Source organism: Candidatus Hydrogenedentota bacterium, from assembly GCA_019695095.1.
Lineage (GTDB): Bacteria > Hydrogenedentota > Hydrogenedentia > Hydrogenedentales > SLHB01 > JAIBAQ01.
This window is the reverse complement of record JAIBAQ010000051.1, coordinates 22,053-34,715: the sequence shown is the minus strand read 5'-3', so window position 1 is coordinate 34,715 and position 12,663 is coordinate 22,053. Positions and strand designations below refer to the sequence as shown.

The window sequence follows — 12,663 nt, the reverse complement described above, 5'->3', positions numbered from 1 at the left end:
TGGGGATGGTCACATGGCGAAACTTGGTAAGGGGGCCTGCACCGTCCAAATCGGCGACTTCATATAAGGACTGGGGGACATCCGCCAGACCCGCGAGGAAGATCACCATGGAGCCTCCGATACCCCATAGGCTCATCAGAACCAGGGCGGGCTTCGCCCATGCGCGATCGGCGAGCCATCCCGGCGGGTCGGAGATTCCGATTTGCTGCAGCGCGCCGTTCAGCAAGCCACTCTGCGGGTTGAACACCCACATCCACAAAACGGCCGACACCACCAGCGGCACGATAGTAGGCAGGAAGAAGATCGTGCGGTAGACCGCTTGCCCGCGTATTTTGAGGCTCAGCAGCATGGCTAGTACGAGCGCCAGCGCAAGGCGCGCAGGGACAGACGCAATGGTGAAGTAGAGTGTATTCTTCAGAGCAATCCAAAACCGGTCATCTTCAAGCAGGCGCGTGTAGTTGCCCATGCCGACCCACGCCATGGGTTTGATGGCGTCGTAATCGCTGAGGCTGTAGATGGCGGTCATCGCCAGCGGGTAAAGACTGATCATTAAGAAGCCGACAATGTAGGGCGAGGCGAAAAGTACGCCGTTCCGAAAGTCGCGCCGTTCCGTCTTGGTCATAGCGCGGCGCTCCTGGCAGACTCACGCGGGCGCGGAAGCTGCGTCGGTTTCCGCATGTCAAAGGCATCGCAGCCTGCGTTTTTCGGAAAGCAGGGACACGGAAAGCAGGGACAGACACGTCTCCGCTTCGCTACGCTTGTGTCAGTCCCTGTTTTCCGCTGCTTTGAGCTTTTCCTTGGGTTTTCCAATATGTTGTCCCAAATACGATTCACTACACTAGCTGCAAATGGCATTTGGGCGGCAGGCAAGGATGCCTGCCACACACTGGCGCCCAATCTCTTTATCCGATAAGCACTTCGCAAGCGGGGGTCTCCTGCGGCACATTCATCCGTGCAATGAATCACGCCGGCGGAATGCCCGCCGGCGGAGATGGGAAAGTATGGTGGATTCCGGGGGGGATATTCCAGCGCGGGATTTGATTCAGAGTGGGTGACGCAGTGATTGAAGACTTGGCAGAGACGAGACTAATCTCGCGCGATGTTGGAAATGACCTCTTCCCAAGGAGTCCCTGGTGAACCATCGCAATTCATCTTGTCTAAACGGCGATCCAACTCTTTGCGTTGGCAGTCTGTCAGGGGAATACTGTCTGGGCGCGATACGAGGCTCTCCCAAAGGTCTTCGATAAGGCGTAGACGTTCGTCTATCGTGAGGCGGTTAATATCTAGGGCTGGTATGGACATGCCATTATTGTCGCACGTTCAACACTAAAGGACAAGATCCTCCCGACAAAAACACCGGACTATTCTGGCGTCAACTTCTTCATTTGCCTGTATGTATCGCCGAGCACTTCGTTGGTTCGGGTCTCGATTTCCTGGGCGGCTTGTTCGGGGGACTTTTCGTGGAGGATGACGAATTCGCGGGCGCGTTCGATTTCGTCGAGGAAGAGTTGAGGCTGGGGGAGCAGCGGGTGGGTGACGATTTCGGGTTTGGTGAGGAGTTCGTTAACGAAGACGCTGAATTTGGGGTCTTTCATGAAGCGGTCTTGCAGGGCCTCCTCGCGGGTGCAGGGGATGTTGTGGATGGTGTAGTTGAAATCGCTGCAGGGCGATGTGGCTGTTTCTGAGCGTGGCGCGTAGAACCAACGCAGGAACTTGAAGGCTTCGTCTTTGTGTTTGGCGCTTGAGGGCACGGCGTCGCAGATGCACGCGGGACCGTAGGCGCGTGGCGGGGCGTCTTCGGGTTGAGGAATGGGCGCGACGCCCCAATCGAGGTGGCTGGCGTATTTCTCGATGAAGGTGACTTGCCATTCACCCTCGATGATCATGGCGACTTTGCCCGCGTAGAAGGGGTTGTTGGCGCTTTGGTACGCGCCCATCTTCTCGAAGGACTGGAACTTGCTGGAATCGAGGGCGTAGGGGGCATTGGTGGCGGAGTTGGGGGTCTCGCTGAATGTGCCTTGCCACGCGAGCGACGCCACGATACTGGAGTCACTCGCGCAGGTCGCATATCCGGTCTTGGAGTCGTACCACGTGCCGCCAAACAGGCCGCCCCACATGAGGGTCATGTCCCACGGGAACCACGGCACGAAACCGACCTGCTTAGTCTCGGAACCCTCGCGGATAGTGAGTCTGGCGGCGTATTCCTCCAGTTCGCGGATGGTTCTTGGAGGACGCTCGGGGTCGAGTCCAGCGCGGCGAAAGGCGTCCTTGTTCCACAGCAGGCAGTAGGCCTCGGTGGTGGTGGGGATTCCCCAGACGCCATCGACCCAGGCGCGGCGATTGGAGTTGTAGCCCTCAAAAGAGACCATGGCCCAGGTGTGTGGAAGAAAGCGGTCCTGTTTCAGCGCGGGAATGGAGTCTGCGTAGTCGCTGAGCGACGTGAAACACCCCTGGGTGGCCAACTGCATGAGAATGCCTGAGTCGATGCTGCACGCATCTGGCGGAGAACCGCTGGCTACGGCGGTGAGCAGTTTCTCCATAATCGCGGAGTTGCCGATGGGGAGCGCGCGCACATAGACGCCGTCGGCGATGCCTTGGGTGGTGTTGTACTCCTCGATAAGCTTCGCGCGCATGGCGTGCTCGTGTCCGTAGTGACGATCCCAGTACACGATTACCGTGCGGCCTTGATTGAGTGCGGCGCGTTCCTCCGGGGAGCCGGCTTCAGATGGGCGCAGAATAGCGATGATGCCCAGACAGAGCATGGCACCCAGCACCCAAATGGCATAGGTCTTTCGCACGTGAAAGTCCCCCCGGAACGGCAATACTTGTGCGGACAATGAGTATGGTGGTTCTGGGAGGACAGATTCCAGTGAGCGAAAGGAGCCCACTGGTTCCAAGGAGCCCAATTTAGTCTATGGGATTGCTTTGTGGGCTAATCTGCCTTCTTCAACACCTTCATTTGCCGGTAGGTGTCTTCGAGCACTTCGTTTGTGCGGGTTTCGGTGTCTTTAGCCGACTGCTCGGGGGTCTTTTCGTGCATGGTGACAAATTCGCGGCCGCGTTCGATTTCGTCGAGATAGAACTGCGATTGCGGAAGGTTGGGTTGAGAGACGATTTCGGGCTTGGTGAGGAGTTCGTTGACGAAGACGCTGAATTTGGGGTCCTTCATGAACCGGTCCTGCATGGCTTCTTCGCGGATGCATGGGATGTTGTGAATCGCGAAGTTGTAGTCGCTGATGGGAGAGAAACCGCCACCAGGGCGCGGCGAGTAGAACCACTTCAGGAACTTGAAGGCTTCTTCCTTGTGCTTGGCGCTCGCGGGGACGGAGTCGCAGACGCACGCGGGACCGTATGCGCGTGGGGGCGCGCCTTCGGGTTGCGGAATCGGCGCGACGCCCCAATCGAGGTGCTTTGCGTATTGGGGGATGAAGGTGGCTTGCCATTCACCCTCCACGATCATAGCGACCTTCCCGGCGTAGAAGGGGTTGTTGGCGCTTTGATACGCGCCCATTTTCTCGAACGACTGAAACTTGGTCGCGTCGACCGCGAATGGCGCGTTGTTGTCCGAGTTTGGGTCTATGCTGAACTTGGCTTGCCAAGCGAGCGACGCGATGACGGCCGGGTCGGAACCGCAGGTGGCAAGTCCGGTTTCCGGGTCGTAATAGGAGCCGCCGAACATGCCGCCCCACATCAGGGAAATGTCCCACGGAAACCATGGGATAAACCCAATCTGAGTGACCTCCGCGCCGTTGCGAATGGTGAGCTTGGCGGCAAACTCCTCGAGTTCCTGTGTCGTTTTCGGCGGCGTATTGGGATCAAGGCCAGCCCTGCGAAAGATGTCCTTGTTCCATAGAAGGCAATAAGAGTCCGTTGTCGAGGGGATTCCCCACACGTCGTCGACCCAGTTCTGATGAGCGGCGTCATAGCCTTCGTAGGCGACCATCTCCCACGTGTGGCGCAGAAACCGGTCCTCTTGAAGGGCGGGGACGGTCTTCATCCATTCGCCCAAGGGCGTGAAGCACCCCTGGGTTGCAAGCTGCATCAGAATGCTGGTGTCGATACTGCAGACGTCGGGCGGCGACCCCCCGGCAATCGAAGTGAGCATCTTTTCCATGAGGGCGAAGAAGCCAATGGGCAACGCGCGCACGTAAACACCGTCGGTTTTGCCTTGGGTGTTGTTGTACTCCCGGATGAGCTCGGCGCGCATGGCGTGCTCGTGACCGGAGTGCCGATCCCAATACACAATGATCGTGCGGCCTTCTTCGATGGCTTGGCGCTCTTCCGGCGACCCGGCTTCCGAGGGGCGCAGCAGCATGGCCACGGCGGCACAAACAAGCACACCTAAAGCCCAAATGAAATAGGTTCTACGCAAGCGGGGGTCTCCTGCGGCAAACGAGCCCATACAACAAATACCGCCGGCGCAAAGTCCGTCGGCGGAGAAGGAAAGTATGGTGGATTTGGAATCAGAGAATCCAATCCGAATACATAGACTGTCGGAAGGTGGCAGTCGTGGCGAAGAAACTCGAATTAGCCTGCAGTGAAGGCGTGCGATTGCCCACTCTTTGATTCTTGTAGCGGTGCGTAACCTCTAAGGCGCGACGGTCGTATTCTCGCGCAATGTGCATGTGCCTTCATCGATGACGACCGGTATCGAAAGTGTGGTCGCAATCCAATTGTTCTGGACCATGTGCGCGCGGCCTTTGCCGGAGACCGCGATGGCCGCAACGAACTCGCCGGAGTCCGGGGCCGTGATGGAGTTGTCGGAGACGACGCAGCCCACACCGCCGATAAGGTGGACGCCCCGAAACTTGGGACGGAGGATTTGGCAATCGGAAACGCGGCAGTGTCGCGAATCGACCAAGGTGATGGCGCCGCCAGACGTTGCGTCTCCCTGGTGGTGCTCGCTGACGATGTTATCCGTAATGAGGCAGTCGGCGCAGTTCTCGAGCAAGATACCGTCGGTGTATGAGTCGCGCTGCGCGTGCGCGGAGGGGCGAGTGCCGATGTTGTTGCCATTCAGCACGATGTTGGCACATTGCTGGAAGTGAAGGCTGAGGGTATTGCCGCCGTAGATGGTATTGCCGGCGATGGTCGTCTTCGATGTGCGCGTGAGAACGATGTTCTTGTCGCGGTCACCGATGATGTTGCCGGTGATGGCAATCACGCGGGAGGCCCCGGGTGCATTTTGTTCGCTTCCCGCAAGGTAGATATTCGCGCCGGGATTCTCGGGACGGGCCTGAATGGTGTTGCCGGTGATAGCGTATTCGCTGATAAGGCTGTCAGGCGATTCGAGCACGATTTCCCCGGAGGTTTCTTCGCTGCCAAAGTTGTATTCGATGTCGTTGCCGGCGATTTGCACGTTATGGACATCGCCGTTGAACTGCCGGATACCGGCGCGTTTGTTGTAGCTGATGTGGTTCCCCGTGATGTTCATCTGGTGGAGATTGCAGTTATCGAGGAAGATGCCAGTGTCGGTTCCATCGTAGATGTGCGAATCGGAAATGATGATGTTGCGGTTGCGTTCAACAAGGTGGATGCCGTAGCGGCAGCGGCGAATGAGCACGTTTCGGATCGTGCATTTCATCGTGCGGACCAACTCGATCCCGTCGGCCTGTTCTTGTTTCCCGACGATTTCCAAACCGCTTATGACCGGGAAGCGCTCTTTGTCCCAGATGTGTTCCTCAACCGATTCAGGGGCTGCTGTCCCATTGTGGCTGCCGACGATCTGAATTGCGGGTCCAGAGAGGTCCGCTAGTAGACGCGTTGTGCCTTCCGCTCCGCGCAATGAGCGGAATCCGAGAACTGTCAGATCGACACGAAGCGGCGCGTCAATCAGGAATGTGCCCGCAGGGAAAGTCACGGCGCCGTCACTTTCGTCGATCAGCTTTTGCAGCGCGGCTGTGGCCGGACGTTTGCCGTCGGCGAACGCTTTGAGATCCTCGAGTGCAGGTTCGGCTGCGCACAGCGGGCCGATGATAAGCATGCATGCCGCCGCGATCGACAGTAGGCGGCCAATACGAGCTATGGACACGGTATTTCCCTCCATTGCGTGAGGATCGCGGAGCCCCCATTCGTGAATCAGGACTCATTGGAGCAGATGCATACGCGCGTTATCAAACCGCAGATGACGCTGTCCACGGTAAACAGGTGCCGAAAGTTTTGCCGCAAAAGAACACAAAAACGCAGAGAGTACTGTTCGAAGAAACCGGAGATTTGACGGGGAATTGCCTGGCAGGGAAGGAACTCGTGTAGACTGACTTGTGTCACGCTGCGTTGGGTAATGGCCGGCAGAAGAAGTATTAGACCGGGGGAGAAGCGCGATGAAGTTGACGCGTTTGATTCTGACCGTTGCGTGTATCTGTGGGACCTGCCTTGCAGATGAGGGCGTCGCTTTGACGGTGTGGGGGGCACAAGACAATGACCTCTGCAAGGTATTGAGGTCTTCGGGATGTGCGTTTGAGCGTTGCGACTCGGCGGAATCGGCGGTAGACCGTGCGCGTAAGGGTGGGGCCGTATTGCTGCTTTCGGAGGGATATCCCGAAACCCGGACGGTTGTCTCGGATGGCGTATTCGAAAAGGCGGCGGCGAAGAACCTGCGAGTATATGTCGAGTTTCCAGAATCAGTTCCTGGTGTTGAGTTTGGGGTTTCGCAGCCAACGGAATGGGAACGTATTGTCACGACGGGCGCGGTGTTTGGTGAGCGATTGCCCGCGTTGCGAATACTCACCGCCAACGGGTGCGTGCTATTGCCGACGAAGACTCCGGAGTCGTGGTTAGTTGCGGCCCGCGTAGCCGGATACGACACGGCAGTGTTTGGCATGCCCGAGAAGTTTTATCCGATTCTATTTGAGGTTCCCGGAAAACAATGCCTTGTTGCGACGACAAAACTCAGCGGTTTTGTCACGGGACGGTTCGCGCCAACCGCCGATTGGAAGGTCGTGTGGGAATCGATCCTCGCATGGCTCACACAGTCGACGCCAACAGACCTGACATGGACGCCCGACGTGCGGCCCATGTATGCAGCGAAGGAGCTCTTGCCGCCTGATTACGAGAAGGCCGCCTTCGATGCATCGGCACAGTGGTTTCATCGTTCGCGACTGCTTATCCCTGAATCGCGTTTGCCGCAGATTCGCGAACTACTGACCAAGAACGTCGAAACCATTCTCACGCCCGGAGACGCGGAACCGGTTGGCGACGGCAGTCTGGGCATGCTAGAGGGCTACGCATCGGCGATTTCGTGGAACGGTTCTCAAGTTCAACGTTTGCCGATCCGCGCCGACTGCAACACGGAGGCAGCGATGACGCTTGCGTACGATGCGGCGCTCAACAAGGGAGAACGTAGCCGCGAGGTCGCGCAGAATTTGCTCGATTTCGTGTACTCGCCTCAGGGCATGTGCGGGGGCGGGCGCGGGAATCCGAAACACCCGGCATACGGGCTGGTGTCGTGGGGACTCTATTCGCCGCTTTGGGAAGTGGCCAACTACGGTGACGATAATGCGCGGGTGATTCTGGCGACGGCGGCGGCCTCGGCGGCACTGCAAACGGATCGGTGGGACGAACCGTTGTTGCGGGCGTTGCTCGCCAACCTGCGGACAACCGGGACGAAGGGGTTTCGCGGCGATCGCATCGATATGCCGCAGCTTGAGCTTCACGGCTGGCGCTACTATCACGACAAACCGACCGTCAACGTTTCTCCACATTTCGAGTGCAATCTTTGGACATGCTACCTGTGGGCCTACGCGCGCACGGACTACCAACCCTTTATCGAACGCACGGAAGAGGCCATCCGCGAAACGATGGAGGGGTATCCGGAGAAATGGCTTTGGCGCAACAGCGCGGAACGCTCGAAAATGTTGTTGACGTTGGCGTGGCTGGTGCGCGTGGACGATACTCCGGAGCATCGCGCATGGTTGACGCGGCTTGGGGACGACGTTCTCGCATTGGTCCAGCCGTGCGGCGCAATCGTGGAATGCGCCGACAAGCCCAGCGATTGGTCTTGGTCGAAATCCAACGAAGAATACGGGACGGCGGAGGCATCGCTGATACAGGTCAACGGCGATCCGGCGTCTGACCAACTCTATACGACGCCGTTTGCATTCCTGGCTTTGCATGAAGCCTATGCGGCCACGGGCGACGCACGCTTCAAGGTGGCGGAGGACAAAGTCGCCGAATACTTGTGCCGTATTCAGACCCGGTCGGAGAAGTATCCGTATCTCAGCGGCGCGTGGTTGCGCGCATTTGACTTCAAGCGCTGGGACTATTGGTCGGCGTCGGGCGATGTCGGATGGGGTGCGTGGTGCATCGAGTCTGGCTGGGGTAACGCGTGGACGGGCGCGGTGCTTGCCCTTCGCCAACAGAACACATCGCTGTGGGACGCCACCTTATCGAGCAAGATTGGCAAACACCTCCGCGCCGTCAAGAAGCAATTGGCTTGGAATGATGGACGTCCTTGGAAGGACCGGAATCAAGGATCGGCGAGTCGGTAGTCTACGCCATCCAGCGACGCTCTCGAACCTGGCATTGGCGCAGCGTGTCGATAGCGATGTTGACGTCGTCGACGATCTGGAAGTCGAACATGCCGACACACAGGAAATCCGCGCCGTTTTTGAAAGCGTAATTGAACCCGTCTTTGGGATGAATCGCGCCGCCCGCGAGCACTTTGAAGGCGATCCAAGGTACTTCGATGCTTTTCATGACCTCGATGGTCTGCTCCGGAAACACGTCGAACATGTTGTCGTGGGGCAGATTGTGGTCGGGGGACCATGCCCGATCGACGGTGAATTCCTGGCGGTTTTCGCGCGGCGTCGCGGACCAGTATTGATCGTGGTGACAGGTCTTCACGTAGTAATCGGGAATGATACCTGCCTTCTGGCAAGCGATGGGCACCTGAATCGAGTGGGCGCCGATTCCCGCGGGATAGCCTTGCTTGCGGATGTGTTCGACAACTTCGCCGATCTTATCGACCATGCCGTTCTGAACGAAACGGTCAGATACGGCCCCTTGGAAATACGGGGTGGTCACGCCGTAGTCGATGGCCTTATCGGCGTCTGTAAACAAATCGTCTTCTTTGGGAAATACCTGGCAGATCGTTTGCAGTTTGCCGCCCATGATCCGCTTATACCGGTTGAACAGCGGGAATTGGGCGTTGACGACGACCATGGTGTCGATGCCCGCTTTCTCGGCGAGCATGAGCGTTTCGAAGACTTTGCGGTCATTGTTGTAGGCCTTGAACAATTCGGATACGTAGATCAGGTCGCGAGAATGCGACCAGCCGCCGATGAGGTTGTTGCCGAGAATCAGGCGGCTCAATTTCATTCCTCTGATTTCGCCCTTGGGCAAGGCCCCCTTCAATTGGGCGAGGTTCGTGTCGCGCAGCACGATAGTCGCGCCGGAAATGGCGTCGATTGCTTCCTGCTCTTTCTGGCGGTTGTACGTGAGCGCAAAGGCTCCGAGCACCGGCGCCGTTGCCAAACCTGCGAGTACTTCGCGTCGCGTGGAGAGCGGTGCCGATTCGGCGGAAGCCGAGTCCGTACCCGAGGAACGCCGTAACTTGGACACAATCAGGCGAACAATTCGGTCCAGGCCCAACTGGATACCGGGGCGAATGGAGGCCAACGCGAGCAAGGCCACCATTTCCACCAAGGTCTTGTTTACAAGGAGGTAGTGGCCTTCGGACGGCGCGCCGAAGTCGAGCCCCGCAAACGGCGGGTAGGCCATGTAGTAGAACCCGAGGAGGAGCGCGCCAAACAGGCTTGCGGTGCGCGTGAAAAGGCCAAGAATAAGTGCCACGCCGATCAGGGTGAGGCCCCACATATTCATGAGGTCGGTGACGCGAAGGATCGTGGGATCGGATGCCAACCAATGATAGAAACCGGAGAGGAATCCGCGTGAACTGGCGAGGTAGCTGCCCGCACTCCATTTCTCTGCGGCAAGTTTCACCACGCCTTCGTAAAGAAAATGCCAGCCAATAAGAACGCGCAGCAGCGTGACCATCAATGTCAGCGGGGCGCTGCGTTGTGTTGACTCGCCGGTAGATTTCGCTGTCGCCATGCTGCCCCCCCCTTTGTGGCGATTTACTTGGTCGCCTTCTCTGGCGAAAGATATCCTAACGCAAGTTGCAGGTTGGCACAACGGGCATTCTGAGCAGGGGACCGCGCGAGCGCGAGTTTTGGTGATAGAAACAGAAGCCAAGCGAACGGCCTTTTCTCTTGAGTGCCGCAGGCACGGCGGACTCTGGCCTGGGGTGAGATTCGCGTCACCGACGCGAATCGAAACCCCAGGTACCAGCCCTTACCCAACGTGAGCCCTGTAAGGGCGAAAGCAATTTGTAGGGTCCGTTTCTTAGGAGGATTGCACATTCGGCTATGGCGCTGCGGCCGTAGTCCAAGGTTGTGTGCCTTCTCGAGTATAAGAATATGTACAATGGCGAGAACAGTGTACTGGGGAGAGCAGCCGTGAAAGTCAAGAGAGCGATCTGGTCAATGGCATTGGCAGTAGTAATGGCCGCCGGTTCGGGAATTTCCGCGGAGGGACAGTCAGGCGACGCGTTTAAGGTTCACCGTGTGGGGACGCACCGGAGCGAAGCGTGTTGCGTGGGGGATTTCAACAATGATGGCAAGCTCGACATCGTGGGGTTGCCATTTCTCTATCTTGCGCCCGACTTCAAGCCAGTCAAGATTTGCGACGTGGGAGGCGTGGTTGGAGAGGACGGCAAGGGGTATCAAGATGACTTCATGAACGTGCCACTGGATGTCGATGGCGACGGCTGGCTGGATGTGGTGACGTGCACGTGGTTCGAGAAGAAATGCGATTGGGTGAAGAATCCTGGCCCTGCCGGCGGGACTTGGACGCGGAAGTTGTTCATGGAGAACGGCAACTACGAGGCAGGCGAGCTTGAAGACGTGGATGGCGACGGGAAGGCGCAAGAGATACTGCCCGCAGTTGTCAACACGGTTTGGTATGAGGTCAAGAATGGCGTTCCGACGAAACACGTTGTGTCGGAAAAAGAAATGACGTGGGGCGTGGGATGCGGCGACATCAACGGCGATGGAAGACCGGATCTGGTGCGGCCGGATGCGTGGTTCGAAGCCCCCGAGGATCCACGCGCGGGCACATGGACGGAGCATCCCATCGATATCGGCAATCGCGGTAAGCCCACGACCGACATGGCGCAGATTCTGGTGTATGACGTGAACGGGGACGGTCTAGCCGATTTGATTGGAAGTGCAGCGCACGACTATGGGCTCTATTGGTTCGAGCAGGTGAAAGAAGGGGCAGAGATCGCTTTCACACGGCACGTGATCGACACGTCGTGGTCGCAGGTACACAGCCTGGCGTTGGCGAACCTGGATACAGACGACGAGTTGGAGTTGATCGCCGGGAAACGGTTCATGGCCCACAATGGGGGCGATCCTGGCGAATTCGAGCCGTTGGGCGTTTACTGGTACGACCTGAAGCGTAAGCCGGATGTGTCGTGGACGAAGCACAATATTACCTTTGACCAAGGCATCGGATCGGGAATGAACATTGCGGTTGCAGACCTCGATGCCGACGGCGACAAGGACATCGTTGTGACTGGGAAGTGGGGCGGTCCAGTGTGGTTCGAGAACGTGCTCGGAAACGGTACTGCAAAATAGCCCGTCTTCGGCGCCGCAGCAGATTGCAGGGATACACGAGAGGAGCGTGCCGTGCCTGGACGCATGAAGCGATGGGTGTCCGTTTGTATCCTTTTCGTTGGGGGTACTCTTACTTGGGCCGCAGAAGACAAATCACTCTCTATTGACGCAGACTTCCCCGGAGGCAATATCGTTGTCGAGAAGTCTGATGGCGATACGATCCATTTGAACCCGGACCTGCGCGACACGGAGGGTTGGTGGTTTTACTGGAATTTCCGCGTGAATGGAGCTGCAGGGCGAACCCTAACGTTTCAGTTTGGCGAGCGGAATCCAATTGGTGTACGCGGACCTGCCGTAAGCACGGACGGGGGAGAGACGTGGTCGTGGTTGGGAGCCGGTAGCGTAGCCGGCACTTCGTTTCAGTACTCGTTTCCCGTCAAAAGCGGCGAAACGCGATTCGCTTTTGCGATTCCCTACGTCGAAACAAACCTGCAGGCATTTCTCGCCGCGCATGATAAGAGCGATGCTATTTCGACTGAGATTCTGTGCAAGAGTGCAAAAGGGCGCGGGGTTGAGATTCTGCGAGCGGGACGGCTCGACGGCGAAGCGCCCTATCGCGTTGTGGTCACGGCGCGGCATCATGCGTGCGAAAGCGCATCTAGTTTCGCTTTGGAAGGTCTTCTGGATGCCGTGTTAGCCGATGACGATACCGGGTACTGGTTTCGGCGAAACGTTGAGATTCTGGCGGTTCCATTTGTGGACAAAGACGGGGTCGAGGATGGGGACCAAGGCAAGAACAGACGTCCGCACGATCACAACCGCGATTATATCGGCCCCAGCGTGCATCCTGAAGTGGCGGCGTTGCGGACCCGGCTGCGCAACTGGGCCGACGGCAAACTGCGAGTCGCGCTTGACCTGCATTGTCCGTATTTGCGCGGCGAACACAACGAAGACATCTATATAGTCGGCAGCGAAAACGAATCGATGTGGATGGAGCAGCAAACATTTGGGGCCATTCTGGAGCGCGTGAACAAGGGCCCGCTGCCGT

8 protein-coding genes are annotated in these 12,663 nt (G+C 57.9%); 2 read left to right on the top strand and 6 right to left on the bottom strand.

Annotated features, from left to right (window positions below):
• The 5 genes from K1Y02_10655 to K1Y02_10635 all read right to left on the bottom strand — a co-directional run.
• Positions 1 to 622 (bottom strand): sugar ABC transporter permease (locus tag K1Y02_10655; GenBank protein ID MBX7256813.1); only part of this gene is annotated, 622 nt, incomplete at its 3' end.
• Between the two features lie 464 nt (positions 623 to 1,086).
• A complete protein-coding gene (locus K1Y02_10650; protein ID MBX7256812.1) occupies positions 1,087 to 1,302 on the bottom strand; it encodes an addiction module protein in 216 nt (71 codons plus the stop codon).
• A 59-nt stretch (positions 1,303 to 1,361) separates the two neighbouring features.
• Positions 1,362 to 2,798 carry an extracellular solute-binding protein gene (locus K1Y02_10645; GenBank protein ID MBX7256811.1) on the bottom strand — a complete coding sequence of 479 codons (1,437 nt, stop codon included), beginning with the start codon at positions 2,796 to 2,798 and terminating at the stop codon, positions 1,362 to 1,364.
• Between the two features lie 134 nt (positions 2,799 to 2,932).
• The gene (locus tag K1Y02_10640) at positions 2,933 to 4,372 is read right to left on the bottom strand and encodes an extracellular solute-binding protein (GenBank protein ID MBX7256810.1); all 1,440 of its coding nucleotides are present in this window, start codon (positions 4,370 to 4,372) and stop codon (positions 2,933 to 2,935) included.
• A gap of 216 nt (positions 4,373 to 4,588) precedes the next feature.
• Positions 4,589 to 6,031: a right-handed parallel beta-helix repeat-containing protein gene (locus K1Y02_10635; GenBank protein MBX7256809.1), complete on the bottom strand. Its 1,443-nt coding sequence runs from the start codon at positions 6,029 to 6,031 to the stop codon at positions 4,589 to 4,591.
• A gap of 289 nt (positions 6,032 to 6,320) precedes the next feature.
• On the opposite strand from K1Y02_10635, the gene K1Y02_10630 reads away from it, so the two are divergent.
• Positions 6,321 to 8,486 (top strand): hypothetical protein, encoded by a 2,166-nt coding sequence (locus K1Y02_10630; GenBank protein ID MBX7256808.1) that lies wholly within the window; start codon positions 6,321 to 6,323, stop codon positions 8,484 to 8,486.
• 1 nt (position 8,487) lies between these two features.
• Here K1Y02_10630 and K1Y02_10625 read toward each other — a convergent pair whose 3' ends face one another.
• Positions 8,488 to 10,050: a DoxX family protein gene (locus K1Y02_10625; protein MBX7256807.1), complete on the bottom strand. Its 1,563-nt coding sequence runs from the start codon at positions 10,048 to 10,050 to the stop codon at positions 8,488 to 8,490.
• Positions 10,051 to 10,454: 404 nt separating this feature from the next.
• Between K1Y02_10625 and K1Y02_10620 the strand changes: the two genes are divergently transcribed.
• Positions 10,455 to 11,636: a VCBS repeat-containing protein gene (locus tag K1Y02_10620; protein ID MBX7256806.1), complete on the top strand. Its 1,182-nt coding sequence runs from the start codon at positions 10,455 to 10,457 to the stop codon at positions 11,634 to 11,636.
• Positions 11,637 to 12,663: the final 1,027 nt, after the last annotated feature.